Source organism: Pantoea sp. R102, assembly GCF_004916815.1.
GTDB classification, from domain to species: Bacteria; Pseudomonadota; Gammaproteobacteria; order Enterobacterales; family Enterobacteriaceae; genus Pantoea; species Pantoea dispersa.
Window position 1 is genome coordinate 33,932 of record NZ_SDFT01000046.1, and the last position, 18,297, is coordinate 52,228.

The 18,297-nt window shown below is 59.0% G+C and carries 12 protein-coding genes, 1 tRNA gene and 1 pseudogene; 9 read left to right on the top strand and 5 right to left on the bottom strand.

Features of this window, described 5'->3' with window-relative positions; genetic code table 11:
• The first annotated feature begins 3 nt into the window (after nucleotides 1-3).
• Both selA and selB read left to right on the top strand, forming a co-directional pair.
• Nucleotides 4-1,383, top strand: coding sequence for an L-seryl-tRNA(Sec) selenium transferase (gene selA / locus ERD80_RS06550; RefSeq protein ID WP_136546257.1), 1,380 nt, complete (start codon nucleotides 4-6; stop codon nucleotides 1,381-1,383).
• A complete protein-coding gene (gene selB / locus ERD80_RS06555; RefSeq protein ID WP_136546259.1) occupies nucleotides 1,380-3,233 on the top strand; it encodes a selenocysteine-specific translation elongation factor in 1,854 nt (617 codons plus the stop codon). Before selA ends, selB begins: the two co-directional genes overlap by 4 nt.
• Nucleotides 3,234-3,281: 48 nt before the next feature.
• Here selB and glyS read toward each other — a convergent pair whose 3' ends face one another.
• Together glyS and glyQ are read right to left on the bottom strand one after the other, a co-directional pair.
• Nucleotides 3,282-5,351 (bottom strand): glycine--tRNA ligase subunit beta, encoded by a 2,070-nt coding sequence (gene glyS / locus ERD80_RS06560; protein WP_058775590.1) that lies wholly within the window; start codon nucleotides 5,349-5,351, stop codon nucleotides 3,282-3,284.
• A gap of 9 nt (nucleotides 5,352-5,360) precedes the next feature.
• Nucleotides 5,361-6,272: a glycine--tRNA ligase subunit alpha gene (glyQ, locus tag ERD80_RS06565; protein ID WP_021506863.1), complete on the bottom strand. Its 912-nt coding sequence runs from the start codon at nucleotides 6,270-6,272 to the stop codon at nucleotides 5,361-5,363.
• Nucleotides 6,273-6,476: 204 nt separating this feature from the next.
• On the opposite strand from glyQ, the gene ERD80_RS06570 reads away from it, so the two are divergent.
• The gene (locus ERD80_RS06570; protein WP_058758160.1) at nucleotides 6,477-7,472 is read left to right on the top strand and encodes an acyltransferase; all 996 of its coding nucleotides are present in this window, start codon (nucleotides 6,477-6,479) and stop codon (nucleotides 7,470-7,472) included.
• Here ERD80_RS06570 and ERD80_RS06575 read toward each other — a convergent pair.
• The 3 genes from ERD80_RS06575 to xylA all read right to left on the bottom strand — a co-directional run bounded on the left by ERD80_RS06575 (nucleotide 7,457) and on the right by xylA (nucleotide 11,311).
• Nucleotides 7,457-8,389, bottom strand: a complete 933-nt coding sequence (locus tag ERD80_RS06575; protein ID WP_136546273.1) for a helix-turn-helix domain-containing protein — start codon at nucleotides 8,387-8,389, stop codon at nucleotides 7,457-7,459. The two genes, ERD80_RS06570 and ERD80_RS06575, sit on opposite strands and share 16 nt — an antisense overlap.
• A 139-nt stretch (nucleotides 8,390-8,528) precedes the next feature.
• A complete protein-coding gene (xylB, locus tag ERD80_RS06580; RefSeq protein ID WP_136546261.1) occupies nucleotides 8,529-9,971 on the bottom strand; it encodes a xylulokinase in 1,443 nt (480 codons plus the stop codon).
• Between the two features lie 17 nt (nucleotides 9,972-9,988).
• Nucleotides 9,989-11,311, bottom strand: a complete 1,323-nt coding sequence (xylA, locus tag ERD80_RS06585) for a xylose isomerase (RefSeq protein ID WP_058775593.1) — start codon at nucleotides 11,309-11,311, stop codon at nucleotides 9,989-9,991.
• A 358-nt stretch (nucleotides 11,312-11,669) separates the two neighbouring features.
• Here xylA and xylF point away from each other — a divergent pair, with 358 nt between their 5' ends.
• The 6 genes and pseudogenes from xylF (at nucleotide 11,670) to ERD80_RS06615 (ending at nucleotide 18,170) form a co-directional block, all read left to right on the top strand.
• Nucleotides 11,670-12,662 carry a D-xylose ABC transporter substrate-binding protein gene (xylF, locus tag ERD80_RS06590; RefSeq protein WP_058758164.1) on the top strand — a complete coding sequence of 331 codons (993 nt, stop codon included), beginning with the start codon at nucleotides 11,670-11,672 and terminating at the stop codon, nucleotides 12,660-12,662.
• Nucleotides 12,663-12,689: 27 nt separating this feature from the next.
• On the top strand, nucleotides 12,690-14,210 hold the full coding sequence (locus ERD80_RS06595; protein ID WP_058758165.1) for a xylose ABC transporter ATP-binding protein: 1,521 nt from the start codon (nucleotides 12,690-12,692) through the stop codon (nucleotides 14,208-14,210).
• Nucleotides 14,203-15,384: a xylose ABC transporter permease XylH gene (gene xylH, locus ERD80_RS06600; RefSeq protein WP_058758166.1), complete on the top strand. Its 1,182-nt coding sequence runs from the start codon at nucleotides 14,203-14,205 to the stop codon at nucleotides 15,382-15,384. Before ERD80_RS06595 ends, xylH begins: the two co-directional genes overlap by 8 nt.
• 93 nt (nucleotides 15,385-15,477) lie before the next feature.
• Nucleotides 15,478-16,656 carry a D-xylose utilization transcriptional activator XylR gene (xylR, locus tag ERD80_RS06605; RefSeq protein ID WP_021506871.1) on the top strand — a complete coding sequence of 393 codons (1,179 nt, stop codon included), beginning with the start codon at nucleotides 15,478-15,480 and terminating at the stop codon, nucleotides 16,654-16,656.
• 60 nt (nucleotides 16,657-16,716) lie between these two features.
• Nucleotides 16,717-16,811, top strand: a tRNA-Sec gene (locus ERD80_RS06610).
• Between the two features lie 150 nt (nucleotides 16,812-16,961).
• A pseudogene (locus ERD80_RS06615) lies at nucleotides 16,962-18,170 on the top strand (integrase arm-type DNA-binding domain-containing protein).
• The last annotated feature ends 127 nt before the right edge of the window (nucleotides 18,171-18,297 follow it).

Below are 18,297 nucleotides of genomic sequence, written 5' to 3' on the forward strand. Positions count from 1 at the left end.
GTGATGAAAGCCCTCTACAGTCAGCTCCCTGCCATCGACAGCCTGCTGCGCGATCCGGCGCTGCAGCCGCTGCTGGCACAAACCGGTACCGCCTTTATCACGCGTCAGCTGCGCGGCATGCAGCAGGAGGCGCGCGACCACATTCAGCAACATCAATCGTTACCACACTGGCACGCCAGCTGGCCGGATGAAGCGCTGCGCCGCGCACAGCAGCAGCAGCAAAGCGCGCTGCACCCGGTGTTTAACCTGACCGGCACCGTGCTGCACACCAATCTCGGGCGCGCGCAGCTCAGCGATCGCGCCATCGCGGCGGTCAGCGCCTGTCTGCGCCAGCCGGTAACGCTGGAGTATGCGCTGGACGACGCGGCGCGCGGTCATCGCGATCGCGCAGTCAGCGCACTGCTGTGCGAGCTAACCGGCGCCGAAGCTGCCTGTATCGTCAATAACAACGCCGCTGCGGTACTGCTGATGCTGGCCAGCCTGGCAGCGGGTCGCGACGTGATTATGTCGCGCGGCGAACTGGTGGAGATCGGCGGCGCATTCCGTATCCCTGACGTGATGCGCCAGGCGGGCTGCCGATTGGTGGAGGTTGGCACCACCAATCGCACCCATCTGAAGGATTATCGCAGCGCGATCGCTGACGATAGTGCCCTGTTAATGAAAGTGCACACCAGTAACTATCAGATTCAGGGCTTCACCCATGCCGTATCGGAAGCGGAACTGGTGCAGTTAGGTGACGAGCACGGCCTGCCAGTGATCAGCGATCTCGGCAGCGGTTCGCTGGTGGATATGACGGCGTACGGATTGCCGCCTGAACCGATGCCGCAGCAGCTGATTGCGGCCGGCGTGAGCCTGGTGAGTTTCTCCGGTGACAAACTGCTGGGTGGCCCGCAGGCCGGGATTATCGTCGGCAAAAAAGCGCTGATTGACCAGCTGCAACAGCATCCGCTGAAGCGCGCTCTGCGCGTCGATAAAATGACGCTGGCGGCGCTGGAAGCCACGCTGCAGCTCTACCGTCAGCCGGAAACCCTGCACGAGGCGCTGCCAACACTGCGCCTGCTCACGCGCAGCGCGCACGATATTCTGCAACAGGCTGAACGTCTGATGCCGGCGCTGGAGCACGCCTTCAGCGCCGATTTTTCGCTGGCGATCGCCGCCTGTTCCTCGCAAATTGGCAGCGGTTCGCTGCCGGTCGAACGTCTGCCCAGCTTTGCTATCACCTTCACGCCACGCGACGGTCACGGCAGCCAGCTCAACGCCCTGGCGCAGCGCTGGCGCCAGCTGGCACGCCCGGTTATCGGCCGCCTGCAGGAGGGCAAACTGTGGCTGGATTTACGCTGCCTTGATGACGAAGCCGCCCTGATACGGACCTTAGTACCATGATTATTGCCACGGCCGGACATGTCGATCACGGTAAAACCGCACTGTTGCAGGCCCTGACCGGTATTGATGCCGATCGCCTGCCGGAAGAGAAACGGCGCGGCATGACCATCGATCTCGGTTATGCCTACTGGCCGCAGCCCGATGGCCGCACGCTGGGCTTCATTGATGTGCCTGGCCATGAAAAATTTCTCGCCAACATGCTGGCCGGCATCGGCGGCATTCATCATGCGCTGCTGGTGGTGGCCTGTGACGATGGCGTGATGCCGCAGACCCGTGAGCATTTACAGCTGCTGAGCCTCGCCGGACAGCCGCCGCTGAGCGTGGCGCTGACCAAAGCCGACCGCGTCGATGCCGCACGCATCGCGGAGGTGCAGCAGCAGGTCGCGCAGCTCACGCAGCAGCTCGGCTGGCCAGCGGCAGCGCAGTTTGTTACCAGCAGCCATACGCAGCAGGGCATTGAAACGCTGCGCCAGCACCTCAGCAGCCTGAACGCACCGGCGTTTGAGCCTGGCCGCCGTTTCCGGCTCGCCATCGACCGCGCTTTCACGCTGAAAGGCACCGGGCTGGTGGTCACCGGCACCGCGCTGAGCGGTGAAGTCAGGGTGGGCGACACGCTGTGGCTCAGCAGCCTGAACCTGCCGCTGCGCGTGCGGGCGCTGCATGCGCAGAACCAGCCGGTGACGCGCGCGCAGGCGGGCGAGCGCATCGCGCTGAATATCGTCGGTGACGTGGAGAAGGCACAGATTACGCGCGGCGACTGGCTGCTGGCGCAGCCGCGTCCCGCCGGCACGCAGCGGCTAATCGTCGCACTGCGCCTGCTGCAACCGCTGAAAACGGCCTCACAGCCGGTGCATCTGCATCACGCGGCCCGCCACGTCACCGGCCGCTTAACGCAGCTCACGGACGATGTGGCTGAACTGGTGCTCAGCCAGCCGCTGTGGCTGGCGGAAAACGATCGGATAATTATCCGCGACAGCAATGCGCAGCACACGCTGGGCGGCGGACGCGTACTGCTGTGCGACAGCAAAAAGCGCGGTAAACGCCAGCCGGACTATCTGCAGTGGCTACAGCAGCTGGCCGCGGCGCGCGATGACAGCGCCAGCCTGCAGGCGCATCTGGCGTATCAACCGGCCGCGTATGACGAGCTCGGCTGGGCGCGTCAGCTCACTGCGCCGGCGCTGGACGCGCTGCTGCTGCCGCTGAATCCGGTACGGCTGGGGACCAGCCTGATGAGCGACACCATGGCCAGCGCCTGGCAGCAGCGTTTACGGGAAGCGCTGAGCGCCTTCCACCAGCAGCATCCGGAGCTGCCGGGCATCGGCCACGATCGCCTGCGCCGTGTGGCGCTGCCGCATGCGCCGGTACCGCTGGTGCCGGGATTAATCGACCAGATGCTGGCACAAGGCGAGTTGCGGCAGAAACAGGGCTGGCTGCACCTGCCCGACTTCGCGCCGCGCTTTAATCCACAGGAAGCCACGCTGTGGCAGCAGGTCGAGCCGCTGTTCAGCGACCAGCCGCTGTGGGTGCGCGACATTGCCGATGCGCTGCAGCAGGATGAAGAGCAGATTCGCGGTTTATTGCTCACCGCGGCGCGTCTCGGCCATATCACGGCGATCGTGCGCGATCGCTACTACCGCAGCGCGCAGATCCAGATCTTCGCCGATCTGATTCGTCAGCGCGCGGCCGCCGGAGGCAGCACCAGCGCCGCCGACTTCCGCAACCAGCTGGGTACCGGCCGCAAAGTCGCGGTGCAGATTCTGGAATTCTTTGACCGCAGCGGCTTTACCCGCCGTCGCGGTAACGATCACCTGCTGCGCGACGCGCGCCTGTTCACCCCTTCTGCTGCGTGAAAAAAAAGGGACGATTGCTCGTCCCTTCGGTTCACTTCTGCCCATCGCTTACTGCAGCAGCGAAATGTCCGCCACCTGCAGGAACAGCTCGCGCAGTTGCGCCAGCAGCGTCAGGCGATTGATACGCACCGCTTCGTCATCGGCATTCACCATAACGTTATCGAAGAAGTTATCCACCGCTTCGCGCAGCTGCGCCAGCTCAACCAGAGCATCCTGATAGCGGCCTTCCGCAAAGTACGGCTGCAGCTTGTCGCCCAGCGCGGTGACAAAGGTCGCCAGCTGAATTTCAGCGTTCTCTTTCAGCAGGGACGCCTGCACGCTGTCGTTCAGGGTTTCGGTGGCTTTCGCCAGGATATTCGACACGCGCTTGTTAGCCGCCGCCAGCGCCGAAGCCGCTTCCAGCGTACGGAAGTGCGAAACCGCCTTCATACGTGCATCGAAATCGGCCGGACGGGTTGGACGACGCGCCAGCACCGCCTGAATGGTGTCAACGCTGTGGCCCTCTTCCTGATACCAGGCGCGGAAACGGCCCAGCATGAAGTCGATGACATCATCAACAACGTTGGTGTTGCTCAGCTTGCTGCCATACAGGCGCACCGCTTCTTCCGTCAGGGTTTGCAGATCGAGCGGCAGGTTCTTCTCAACGATGATACGCAGCACGCCCAGCGCGGCACGACGCAGTGCAAACGGGTCTTTATCGCCTTTCGGATGCTGTCCGATGCCGAAGATACCGGCCAGGGTATCCATTTTATCGGCAATCGCCACGGCGCAGGCCACCGGGCTGGACGGCAGATCGTCACCGGCGAAACGCGGCTGATACTGCTCGTTAAGTGCGACCGCCACATCTTCCGCTTCGCCATCGTGGCGCGCGTAGTGCATGCCCATCACACCCTGGGTGTCGGTGAACTCGAACACCATATTGGTCATCAGGTCGCACTTCGACAGCAGGCCAGCGCGCGTGGCGTGATTGACATCAGCGCCAATCTGCGCGGCAATCCAGCCGGCCAGCGCCTGAATACGGTCGGTTTTGTCACGCAGCGTACCCAGCTCTTTCTGGAACAGCACGGTTTCCAGACGCGGCAGGTTATCTTCCAGACGCTTTTTGCGGTCGGTGTTGAAGAAGAACTCGGCATCGGCCAGACGCGGACGCACCACTTTTTCATTACCGGCAATGATCTGCTGCGGATCGCGCGATTCAATGTTAGTGACGAAGATGAAGTTGGGCAGCAGCTGGCCATCTTCCGCGTAAACCGGGAAGTACTTCTGATCCCCTTTCATGGTGTACACCAGCGCTTCAGCCGGTACCGCGAGGAACTTCTCTTCAAACTTCGCCGTCAGCACCACCGGCCACTCCACCAGCGAAGCCACCTCTTCCAGCAGGCTGTCGCTCAGGTCGGCTTTACCGCCCAGCTGCTGCGCGGCGGCTTCGGCATCGGCTTTGATTTTGGCTTTACGCGTGGCGTAATCGGCGATCACTTTACCGCGCTCCTGTAGCAGCTGCGGATATTGATCGGCGTTGTCCAGCGTCAATTCCGGCTCGCCCATGAAGCGGTGGCCGCGAATGACGCGATCGGACTGAATGCCGAGGATGGTGGCCGGAATCAGCTCATCACCCAGCAGCAGCGTCACGGTGTGCACCGGACGCACGAACTGCACGTCGCTGGCACCCCAGCGCATCAGTTTTGGAATCGGCAGCTTGCTCAGCGCGGTCGCGACCATCGCCGGCAGCAGCGCCTGCGCGCTTTCGCCTTTTACTGCAGCACGATGCACCAGCCACTCGCCTTTGTCAGTGCTGAGACGCTCAGCCTGCTCTACGGTAATGCCGTTGCCACGTGCCCAGCCTTCTGCCGCTTTAGTCGGCTTGCCTTCGGCATCAAACGCCGCAGCGACGGCCGGGCCGCGCTTTTCTACTTCGCGATCGGGCTGCGCTGCCGCCAGCTGTGCCACCTTCAGCGCCAGACGACGCGGTGCCGCAAACCAGCTGACGTCGCCATGCGCCAGACCGGCGCTATCGAGCTCAGCGGTAAAGTGCGCAGCAAAGGCTTCTGCCAGGCTGCGCAGGGCTTTCGGAGGCAACTCTTCGGTGCCAATTTCCACCAGGAAAGTTTTATCGGTCATGGCTGCCTCTTACTTATTACGGTTGCACATAGGGAAGCCGAGCGCCTCACGGGAGGCATAATAGGCTTCCGCCACGGCTTTCGTCAGGGTGCGGATACGCAGGATATAGCGCTGGCGCTCGGTGACCGAGATCGCCTTGCGCGCATCAAGCAGGTTGAAGCTGTGCGCGGCTTTGAGAATGCGCTCATAAGCCGGCAGCGGCAGCGGTTTTTCCAGCGCCAGCAGCTGCTGTGCCTCTTTTTCATACTGCTCGAAGCAGCTGAACAGGAAATCGACGTCGGCGTACTCAAAGTTGTACGTCGACTGCTCCACTTCGTTCTGGTGGAACACGTCACCGTAGGTGGTTTTGCCGAACGCGCCGTCGCTCCAGGTGAGATCGTACACGCTGTCCACGCCCTGAATGTACATCGCCAGACGCTCCAGACCGTAGGTGATCTCGCCGGTCACCGGCTTACACTCCAGGCCGCCGACCTGCTGGAAGTAGGTGAACTGCGTGACTTCCATGCCGTTCAGCCACACTTCCCAGCCGAGTCCCCAGGCGCCCAGCGTTGGGTTTTCCCAGTTATCTTCGACGAAGCGAATGTCATGCACGCCAGGGTCGATACCGAGCTCTTTCAGCGATCCGAGGTACAGCTCCTGAAGGTTGTCCGGGTTCGGCTTAATCACCACCTGGAACTGGTAGTAGTGCTGTAAACGGTTCGGGTTTTCACCGTAGCGGCCATCGGTGGGACGGCGCGATGGCTGTACGTAGGCGCTCGCCATCGGCTCTGGCCCGAGAGCACGCAGGCAAGTCATAGGGTGAGAAGTGCCAGCGCCCACTTCCATGTCCAGCGGTTGGACGATGGTGCAGCCCTGACGCGCCCAGTAATCCTGCAAGGTCAGGATCAGGCCCTGAAAGGTCTTGGTATCAAACTTTTGCATGTTGAATTCGCACGCGATACGGGTGGATTTAAAAAGAGTGCGACAGTATACCCTTTGACCGCGCATTGTGCAGCCGGAAATCCTGGCGCAGGCGGCTGCGGTTGTGCGGCGGTTAACAGAGAGCTCCGAAATCCAGGCTGCGGGGGTTGTTGGCCCGCTGTGCACTGGCTACCCTTCTTCGCACGGAGTACGCACGAGGAAGCCATGTCGCAAAAAATCTGCTGGATTGATAACTTACGCGCGGTCGCCTGTCTGATGGTGATCGTCATTCACACCACCACCTGGTACATCACCGGACCGATGGCAGTCACCGGACCCAGCTGGGACGTCGCCAATCTGCTTAACTCGGCTTCGCGCGTCTGCGTGCCGCTGTTCTTCATGATTTCCGGTTATCTGTTCTTTGGCGAACGCAGCGCGCAGGGCCGCCATCTGCTGCGCATTGTGCTGTGCCTGCTGTTCTACAGCGCCGTCGCGCTGGCCTACATCACCTGGCTGACGCCGATCAGCGAAGGCCGATCGCTGCTGAAGCTGTTGCAGAAGCCGGTGTTCTACCATCTGTGGTTCTTCTTCGCCATTATCGGCATCTACCTGCTGTCTCCGCTGATTCAGGTGAAAAACGTGCCGCCGCGCTATGTGGCGCTGCTGGTGCTGGTCCTTGCGGTGATCGCCAATCCGAACACCGTCAGCCAGTCGCTGGGGCCGTTCCACTGGCTGCCGGTCAATCTGTATGTCAGCGGCGACTCGATTTACTACCTGCTGTACGCGCTGCTTGGGCGGGCGATTGGCGTGATGGATACCGACAGGCGCGGCATCAGCTGGCTGGCCGGGCTGAGTTTTATCGCCTGCGTCATCGGTATCGCGCTTGGCACCAGACAGATGCTGAAGATTAACGGCGCGTTTAATGACACCTGGTATCTTTACTGTGGCCCACTGGTGTTTATCGCGGCGATAAGCCTGCTGGTGCTGTTTAAAAATGTGCTGAACCACCGGCCGCTGCCGCTGCTGGCAACCATTTCACGCTATTCGCTGCCGATTTATGGTTTCCATGCGCTGTTCATTCACTATCTGCGTACCCATCATTACGACGATATGTCACGGCCGTGGCTCGATCTGCCGTGGGTCTTTGGCGTAACCCTGCTGGGCAGTCTGCTGCTGGCGATGTTGCTAAAACGCGTGGACAAGCATCACCTGGTGAGCTGATCGTCCCAGCGCTGCCGGGCGCGGCGCAGCTGGCGCGCCGAGGAGAAGCCGGCGGCCAGCGCCGCTTTCTCCGCCGCCTCCCCCTGCTGCTGGCGCTGGCGCGCAATTACCAGCCGCAGCTGCTCGTGATATTCCCGCACGCTGATACCCAGATGCTGGCGAAACAGGCGCGTCAGATGGCGCTCGCTGACGTGGGCACGTTCGGCCAGCGCGCCCAGCGACCAGTCATGTTCCGGATGCGCAATCATCGCGTCCTGCGCGCGATGAATCGCCGGATGCAGATGATTACGATAACGCAGCCACGGCGACAGTTGCGGATCGTCACCCGAGCGGCGGAACCACACCACCATCTCCCGCGCCACCGTTAGCGCCTGCCGCGCGCCGCACAAACGGTTGATCAGGTGCAGCGCCAGATCGATACCCGCAGTAATCCCCGCGCTGGTCCAGATGCCGGCATCTTCCACAAACACGCGGTTGTCTTTCACCAGCGCAGACGGCGCGGCAGCTTTCAGGCGCGGCAACACATCATGGTGCGTGGTGCACTGTACGCCATCCAGCAGGCCAGCCTGCGCAGAGAGCAGCGCGCCGGAGCAAATACACACGAGGGTAATGCGCCGCGTATGAATCGCGCCGTGTTGCTGGCGCAGCCAGTCACGCGCCTGCCCGGCTGCCCCGGTATCGAACCAGATGCGGGAATCGAACACGCCGGGCACAATCAACAGACTGTTATCGGGTAGCGTGGCGGGCAGCGGTGCAATATCAGCAATGGTCATGCCGGTCGAGCAGGTGACGCTCGCCTGCGGGCCGATGTAGTGCAGCGCAAAATGTCCGCCCGCCAGCTGCAGCGTCTCTGCCGGCCCGGTGAGGTCGAGCGCCATGACGCCCGGCAGGACAAGAAAATAGACGGGCTGCGGCATGGTGGGTTCCTCAGGCGATGAAGGGTAACGATGGGCGAAGATGCGCAGCCAAATCCGGCCACGTATCTTCATCAATTCTTCCCATCATACCCGACTCTGTTCACGCCTTGCGACCTCATCCGGCCATGCGTCAGCCAAATCAGGACATCAGTGGTAACAGCTGCTGGTATAGCTGCGCAAAGCGCGCACGGCGCGGCTGATAAGCCTGATGCTGCGCGGCGTCCGGCTGATGGCGCTGCACTAACGCCGGTGCCGGCCATTCGCTGGCCGGGTCCATCGCCAGCTGCGCCAGGCACGCGGCACCGAGTGCCGGTCCCACCTCGCCGCCGTGACAATAATCCAGCGTCAGTCCGCTGATGTCCGCCAGCATCTGCCGCCAGTACGCGCTGCGCGCACCGCCGCCAATCAGCATCACCGCGTTGGGCAGTACGCCACACTCATGCACCGCATCCATGCCTTCCGCCAGCGCAAAGCCCACGCCTTCCAGCACCGCGCGCGCCAGTTCCGGCCGGCCGTGCTGGTGCGTCAGGCCAAAGAAAGCTCCCTGTGCCTGCGGATTATTGTGCGGCGTGCGCTCGCCGGAAAGATAAGGCAAAAACCATACCGGCGTGGCCTGCGCGCTGGCGCGTTCAGCTTCGGCCAGCAGGTGCGGCACATCATCACAGCCGGTCAGCACAGCGGCCCAGTCCAGACAGGCGGCGGCACTCAGCATCACCGACATCAGATGCCAGCGCTGCGGCAGCGCATGACAGAAACTGTGCACGGCGCGTTGCGGATTGCTGAGATAGCCTTCGCTCACCAGAAAATAGACGCCGGAGGTGCCGAGCGACAGCATGCCCTGCCCTGGCTCAACCATGCCAACGCCGACAGCACCAGCCGCATTGTCGCCGCCGCCGGCCACCAGCGGCACCGGCTCCATTCCCCAGCGCGCCGCAATTTCCGGCAGCAGCGTGCCGGTAATCTGGTTGCCTTCAAACAGCTGCGGCATGTGGCTGCGGTTCAGCCCGCACGCCGCCAGCATTACATCGCTCCAGTCGCGCTGTGCCACATCCAGCCACATCGTTCCCGCCGCATCTGACATATCGGTGGCGAAATCGCCGCTCATCCGCCAGCGCAGATAATCTTTCGGCAGCAGCACTTTTGCTACCTGCGCAAATATCGCCGGTTCATGTTGCTGCACCCACAACAATTTGGGCGCGGTAAAACCCGGCATCATCAGGTTGCCGGTAATCTGACGCGACGTCGGCACGCGCTGCTCCAGCTCGTGACACTGCGCGCTGCTGCGCCCGTCGTTCCACAATATCGCCGGACGCAGCACCTGATGCGCGGCGTCCAGCAGCGTCGCGCCGTGCATCTGGCCGCTAAAGCCGATGGCGCTGACGTGGCGTAAATCGTGCTGCTGCGCCAGCGCCTGCATGGCACTATCGGTGGCCTGCCACCAGCTTTCGGGATCCTGTTCGCTCCATAGCGGCTGCGGACGCGTCACCTGCAGCGGCGCGCTGGCCGTTGCCTGAACCTGGCCGTGCGCATCCAGCAGCGCCACTTTGACGCCGGAGGTACCTAAATCGATCCCGATAACCATGCTTCGCTCCCGATGGATTAGAAATTATACAGATAGTGATTCACCAGATTTTCCAGCTGCTCCTGGCGTCCGCTGCGATGCTGCGGATTGAGTTGCTGCTGCTGAGCATGCGCCGCCAGCGAGGCAAGAGAAAACTCGCCTTTCAGAATTTGCTGGCCGAACTCACCATTCCAGCCGCTATAGCGCTGCGCCACGCGCTTATCCAGCTCGCCATCGCTCACCATACGTGCCGCCACTTTCAGTGCCAGCGCCATGGTATCCATCGCGCCGATGTGGCCATAAAACAGATCGTATTTGTCGGTGCTCTGGCGCCGTACTTTGGCATCAAAGTTTAAGCCGCCGGTGGTGAACCCGCCCGCTTTAAGGATTTCGTACATCACCAGCGCGTTTTCTTCGACGCTGTTCGGGAACTGGTCAGTATCCCAGCCGCACTGGCTGTCACCGCGGTTGGCATCGACCGAACCGAAGATGCCCAGCGCAATCGCCGTCGCAATTTCATGATGGAAAGAGTGACCCGCCAGCGTGGCATGATTGGCTTCCACATTTACTTTGATCTCTTTTTCCAGGCCAAATTGCCGGAGGAAACCATAGACCGTCGCGACATCAAAGTCGTACTGGTGTTTAGTCGGTTCCTGCGGCTTCGGCTCAATCAGCAGCATCCCCTGGAAACCAATTTTATGCTTGTGCTCCACCACCATCTGCATGAAGCGCCCGATCTGCTCGCGCTCCTGCCGCAAATCGGTATTCAGCAGCGTCTCGTATCCTTCGCGTCCGCCCCACAGCACATAGTTTTCACCGCCCAGCGTCTGCGTCGCCTGCATCGCGCTGCACACCTGGCTGGCTGCCCAGGCGAAAATTTCCGGATCCGGGCTGGTCGCCGCGCCGGCCGCATAGCGGGGATGCGTAAAGCAGTTCGCGGTGCCCCACAGCAATCTGACGCCGGTTTCCTGCTGTTTTTCCAGCAGTTTATCGGTCATTACCGCCAGGTTTTCCTGGTAGCTGCGCAGCGAATCACCTTCCGGTGACACATCGACATCATGGAAGCAGTAATAAGGCACGTTGAGTTTGTAAAAGAACTCGAACGCGACATCCGCTTTGAGCTTCGCCAGCTGCAGCGCATCGCCATTTTTCTGCCACGGGCGATCAAAGGCACCCACGCCGAACATATCCGCCCCGTTCCAGCAGAACGTGTGCCAGTAACAGGCGGCAAAACGCAGGTGTTCCGCCATGGTTTTACCCAGAATCACTTCCTGCGGATTGTAATGGCGAAACGCCAGTGCGTTAGTGGTATTGGCCCCTTCATAACCAACGCGCTCAAGCTGGTCGAAATAAGCGTGCATGTTGTGCTCCTTAGCATCAGACCCGAATGGTCAGCAGTGAAGCGTTATTTTGCGGAGGCGTAAGCGTTCAGCTCAATTACGATATTTCACACTGAACTTAAGATAATTATTATTTGTGCGGCAGCTCGCAAATCCATGTATTTAATTACATCGCGTGCCGGCGCGCAGCGCCGCTGCAGGATTTAACAGATGGCCGCGTAAAATTTCGATCGCGCTCAAAGAATCACAAATAAACAAAAAAACGTAATAGCAGGATAAAAATCAGTAATTGATGTTGTTCACGTCGCAGGGCAACAATTCATCCGCCCTGGTTCATAGCCTTACAACGACAATAGCCTCAACCTACAGGATGACCATGATGAAAATGAGACACACGCTGTTAGCCCTCAGCGCTGCACTGGCCCTGTTCAGCCACGCCGGGCTGGCGAAAGAAGTGAAAATCGGTATGGCGATCGATGATTTACGTCTGGAACGCTGGCAGAAAGACCGGGACATTTTTGTCAGCCAGGCGGAAAAGTCTGGGGCCAAAGTATTTGTCCAGTCGGCCAACGGCAATGAAGAGACGCAAATCTCACAGATTGAAAATATGATCAACCGCGGTGTCGATGTGCTGGTCATCATTCCTTATAACGGTCAGGTATTGAGTAATGTGGTGGCCGAAGCGAAACGCGAAGGCATTAAAGTCCTCGCTTATGACCGCATGATTAATAATGCCGACATCGATTTTTATATCTCGTTTGATAATGAAAAAGTCGGTGAACTGCAGGCCGAAAGTCTGGTTAAACAGGTACCTAAAGGGAACTACTTTTTGATGGGCGGATCGCCGGTGGATAATAACGCGCGTCTGTTCCGTGCCGGCCAGATGAAAGTGTTAAAACCCTACATCGATAACGGCAGCATCAAAGTGGTGGGCGATCAGTGGGTTGATGCCTGGCTGCCAGAGAATGCGCTGAAAATCATGGAAAACGCGCTGACCGCTAACAGCAACCACATTGATGCCGTTGTTGCCTCCAACGATGCCACCGCCGGTGGGGCCATTCAGGCGCTGAGCGCGCAGGGACTGGCGGGCAAAGTCGCCATTTCCGGTCAGGATGCCGATCTCGCCGCCATCAAACGCATCATGAACGGCACGCAAACCATGACGGTGTACAAACCCATCACCGAACTTGCCACCGAAGCGGCAAAAATTGCGGTGGAACTGGGCGATGGCAAAACGCCCGCCAGCAACAGCAAGCTGAATAATGGCCTGAAAGAGGTGCCGTCGCGCCTGCTGAAGCCGATTCCGGTCAACAAAGACAACATCGAAAGCACCGTGGTGAAAGACGGCTTCCATAAACAGAGCGAACTCTAAGCGCCTGAAACGCGAAGGAGCAGATCGATGCTGCTGGAAATGAACAACATCACCAAGCGTTTCGGCGCGGTGAAAGCGCTGGACGCCGTCAGCCTGCGGCTCGAAGCCGGTGAAGTCATGTCGCTGTGCGGTGAGAACGGCTCGGGCAAATCGACGCTGATGAAAGTGCTGTGCGGGCTTTACCCGCACGGCGAATTTGACGGCGAAATTCGCTTTGCCGGCGATCGCATCGAGGCGCAAACCATCCGCGACACCGAGCGCAAAGGCATTGTGATTATTCATCAGGAGCTGGCGCTGGTGCGGCAGCTTACGGTCATGGAGAACATTTTCCTCGGTGCCGAGCTCGGTCGCTTCGGTATGGTCGATGATGAAACCATGACGCTGCGCTGCCAGCAGCTGCTGGAGCGGGTCAAACTTAACGTTTCGCCTGCCACCAAAGTTGGCGAGCTCGGCCTCGGGCAGCAGCAGCTGGTAGAGATCGCGCGGGCGCTGAATAAGCAGGTGCGATTGCTAATTCTCGATGAGCCGACCTCGTCGCTCACCGAACAGGAAACCGAGGTGCTGCTTGGGATTATCACTAACCTGCGCGAGCACGGTATTGCCTGCATCTACATCTCCCACAAGCTTAATGAGGTCAAAGCGATTTCGGATACCATCTGTGTGATCCGCGATGGTCAGCATATCGCCACACGGCCAGCGGCCGGGCTGAGTGAAGATGACATCATCACGATGATGGTGGGTCGCGAGCTCACCGCACTCTATCCGCACCAGCCGCACGAGATCGGCGAAACGGTACTGAAAGTGGAAAACCTCACCGCCTGGCATCCGGTCAACCGCCACGTGCGCCGCGTCAATAATGTGTCGTTCAGCCTGAAGCGCGGCGAAATTCTCGGTATTGCCGGGCTGGTGGGTGCAGGACGCACCGAAACGGTCCAGTGCCTGTTTGGTGTCTGGCCCGGTCGCTGGCAGGGCGAAATCTGGATTGATGGCCAGCAGGTGAAGATCGACGATTGCCGGGCCGCGATTGCGCACGGCATCGCCATGGTGCCGGAGGACCGGAAAAAAGATGGCATCGTGCCACTGATGGGCGTAGGGAAAAACATCACGCTGGCTGCGCTGGATCAATACAGCCATCGCTTCTCCACGCTGGATGAAGCGCAGGAGCAGCAGGCGATTAACGATGCTATCCGCCGTCTGCGTGTCAAAACCTCCTCACCCGAACTGGCGATTGGCCGTCTCAGCGGTGGCAATCAGCAAAAGGCGATCCTCGCCAAATGCCTGCTGCTCAATCCGCGCATTTTGATTCTTGATGAACCGACGCGCGGCATCGACGTCGGCGCTCGCCAGGAGATCTATCTGCTGATTAACGCGCTGGTGCAGCAGGGCATCGCGGTAATCGTTATCTCCTCTGAACTGCCCGAAGTGCTGGGGCTGAGCGACCGCGTATTGGTGATGCATGAAGGGCAAATCAAAGCCGATTTGATTAACGACAACCTGACTCAGGAGCAGGTCATGGAAGCTGCCCTGCGGAGCGAACATTATGCTTAAAACTGAAAGTAGCCAGAGCCTGTCCGGTACCCCGGGCAAGCCAGCGCCGGGCAAGTTTCCGCGCTTCAATCTGCAGGTGCTGGTGATGCTGGGAGCGATTGTGCTTATCGCTCTGTTCTTCACCTGGACCACCGACGGTGCCTGGCTTAGCCCACGCAACGTCTCTAACCTGCTGCGCCAGACCGCCATCACCGGCATCCTCGCGGTGGGCATGGTGTTTGTCATTATCTCGGCGGAGATCGACCTTTCCGTCGGTTCGATGATGGGCCTGCTGGGCGGTGCCGCGGCCATCTTTGACGTCTGGCTCGGCTGGCCGCTGCCGCTGACCATCGTGGTAACGCTGGTGCTTGGCCTGTTGCTGGGCACCTGGAATGGCTGGTGGGTCGCGTACCGTAAAGTGCCCTCGTTCATCGTCACGCTGGCGGGCATGCTGGCGTTTCGCGGCATTCTGGTTGGTATTACCGATGGCACCACCGTAGCGCCAACAACGCCGGCGATGTCGCAGATCGGGCAAAGCTATTTGCCGGGCGGTGTTGGCTTTGGCTTCGGCTTCGCCGGTCTGGCGCTGTTTATTCTCTGGCAATGGCGGCTGCGGCTGCGTCGCCAGCAGCTGGGGTTATCACAACCAGCCGCCAGCGGCACGGTGGCACGCCAGGCGATTACCGCTGTTCTGGTGCTGGGTGCCATTTGGTTACTGAACGATTACCGCGGCGTGCCGACACCGGTCCTGCTGCTGGCACTGCTGCTGCTCGGCGGCATGTTTATGGCCACGCGCACCGCCTTCGGACGACGGATTTACGCCATCGGCGGCAACATTGATGCAGCGCGCCTGTCGGGCATCAACGTGGCGCGCACCAAGCTGGCGGTGTTCGCCATCAACGGCGTCATGGTGGCTATCGCCGGCCTGATCCTTAGCTCACGTCTTGGTGCTGGCTCGCCCTCTGCGGGCAATATTGCCGAACTGGACGCCATCGCTGCCTGCGTGATTGGCGGCACCAGCCTGGCGGGCGGCGTCGGTTCGGTGGCCGGCGCGGTGATGGGCGCCTTCATCATGGCGTCTCTGGATAACGGCATGAGCATGATGGACGTGCCGACCTTCTGGCAGTACATCGTCAAAGGGGCGATTTTACTGCTGGCGGTGTGGATGGATACGGCCACGCGCCGCCGGGTGTAATCGCGTGGGCGATCACAATGTGGCGCAAACAATTTCTGCTGCCTTTTCCGCCGTGCTATGCAATGCGCAACAGGTTTAAGGGAGCGCGCCACGATGCACGAAAAACGTTACCGTATTACGCTGCTGTTTAACGCCAACAAGGTGTATGACCGCCAGGTAGTGGAAGGGGTCGGCGAGTATCTGCAGGCTTCGCAAACCGACTGGGATATCTTCATTGAAGAGGATTTCCGCTGCCGCATCGACAACATCCGCGAATGGCTGGGCGACGGTGTCATTGCGGATTACGACGACAGCTCGATCGAGAGCCTGCTCAGCAATGTGCCGGTGCCGATTGTCGGTGTTGGTGGCTCTTATCACCGGCAGCAGGATTATCCGCCGGTGCACTACATCGCCACCGACAACGCTGCGCTGGTGGAGAGTGCCTTTCTGCATCTGAAAGAGAAAGGCATTCACCGCTTTGCGTTTTACGGCCTGCCCGCCGCCAGTGGCAAACGCTGGGCGCAGGAGCGCGAGCAGGCGTTTCGCCAGCTGGTGATGCGCGAGCGCTATCAGGGCGTGGTGTATCAGGGGATGGAAACCGCGCCGGAAAACTGGCAGCACGCGCAAAACCGCCTCGCCGACTGGCTGCAAACGCTGCCGCCGCAGACCGGCATTATCGCGGTGACCGACGCGCGTGCGCGCCATTTGCTGCAGGCCTGTGAACACCTGAAAATTCCGGTGCCGGAAAAGCTCAGCGTAATCGGCATCGATAACGAAGAGCTGACGCGCTATCTGTCCCGCGTGGCGCTCTCTTCGGTAGCCCAGGGCACGCGCCAGATGGGTTATCAGGCCGCCAAGCTGCTGCATCGTCTGCTCGATCGGCAAACGCTGCCGCTGCAACGCATTCTGGTGCCGCCGGTGAAAGTCATTGCCCGCCGTTCTACCGATTTTCGCTCGCTGCGCGATCCGGCGGTGATTCAGGCGATGCATTACATCCGCTTTAACGCCTGTAAAGGCATCAAGGTCGAACAGGTGCTGGATGCGATTGGCATGTCGCGCTCCAATCTGGAAAAACGTTTTCGCGATGAGACCGGCGACACCATTCACGCCATGATTCACCGCGAGAAGCTGGAGAAAGCGCGTGAACTGCTGGCCTGCTCTTCATTGAATATTAATGAAATTTCGCAGATGTGCGGCTATCCTTCCCTGCAGTACTTCTATTCGGTGTTTAAGAAAAGTTACGCCACCACGCCAAAGGAGTATCGGCAGCATCACGGCGAGAAGGTGCAATAACGCCCCGCTGCGATCAAGATTTTGCCGCCAATTGCCGCTATACTGCGCGGCATCTTCAAAGGAAGATCGTCGTCTCCGGTGAGGCGGCCGGATTTCAAATCCGGTTGGGGCCGCCAGCGGTCCCGGACAGGTTCGACTCCTGTGATCTTCCGCCAATTTGCCTCTTCTAAATTCTCCCTAAGTCAATTAATCCCTTATAATACCTGCAACTGAAAGCATCTATGCTCTCCTTAGGTCAACTCATGTCTATCAGAATCAAGCGTGTTCTGGGGCATAGAAGATGCCCCTATTTCTAGGTGCCCCCAATGAAACTGACAGCCCGACAAGGAGAGACCGCAAAACCTAAAGATAAGCCATACAAGCTCTCAGACGGTGGTGGACTTTATCTTGAGATAGCAACCAGCGGCTCTCGCTACTGGAGACTAAAATATCGCTACGGCGGTAAAGAGAAGCGCTTAGCATTTGGTGTTTATCCTGAAGTATCACTTGCAGAGGCTCGTGACAGAAGAGAAGCGGCTAAAAAGACATTAGCTGCAGGAAGTGATCCAGCAGAAGTAAAAAAAGCGGAGAAAATAGCCCAAAAGCTCAATATTGAGAACACCTTCGAAGCTATAGCTCGTGAGTGACATCACTCAAAAGCCGATCGCTGGTCATTACGCTACCGCGATGAAATCATTGATACCTTTGAGAAAGATATTTTTCCCTACATTGATAAGCGCCCTATTGCTGAAATCAAACCAATGGAATTACTGGAAGCACTCCGTCGCATGGAAAAGCGCGGGGCGTTAGAGAAAATGCGCAAGGTTCGTCAACGCTGTGGTGAAGTGTTTCGCTATGCAATAGTCACAGGCAGGGCCGAATATAACCCAGCACCGGATCTTGCAACTGCCCTGGCAACACCAAAGAAAACGCATTTTCCTTTCCTCTCTGCAGAGGAGCTCCCGCATTTCCTCAAAGACCTCTCTGGCTATACCGGCAGTGTCATCACAAAAACAGCAACACAGATCATCATGCTGACGGGCGTACGAACTCAGGAGCTACGTTTTTCCCGATGGGAAGATATTGATTTTGAAAAACGACCCTGGGAAATACCTGCCGAGGTGATGAAAATGAAGCGACCCCATATTGTTCCAATATCGAACCAGGTAGTGGCCCTATTTGAATCGCTTAAACCGATTACCGGGCAGTATCCATTAGTGTTTATCGGGCGTAATGATCGAACTAAACCAATCTCAAAGGAAAGTGTGAATCAGGTAATAGAGCTACTGGGTTATAAAGGTAGGCTAACTGGACATGGCTTCCGTCACACCATGAGTACCATTTTGCATGAGCAGGGATTTAACTCGGCGTGGGTTGAAACGCAACTTTCACACGTCGATAAGAATGCGATCCGTGGTACTTACAACCATGTGCAATATCTGGAAGGAAGAAGGGAAATGATGCAGTGGTATGGGGATTTTATTGATGAGCTAAGGATGAGAGAAGCTGTAGTGAATAGGCGTGTTGCGGGGTAAATACAAAAATGCGTTAGCCATCTATAAATCTAGATGGCTATTATTTGGTGTTTTTTGTCTCCGAAGTGATTTACTTTAGATTCTGCTCTTTGATTCGGGTTCAAGTGGTTAAAACAACGGCAGCATC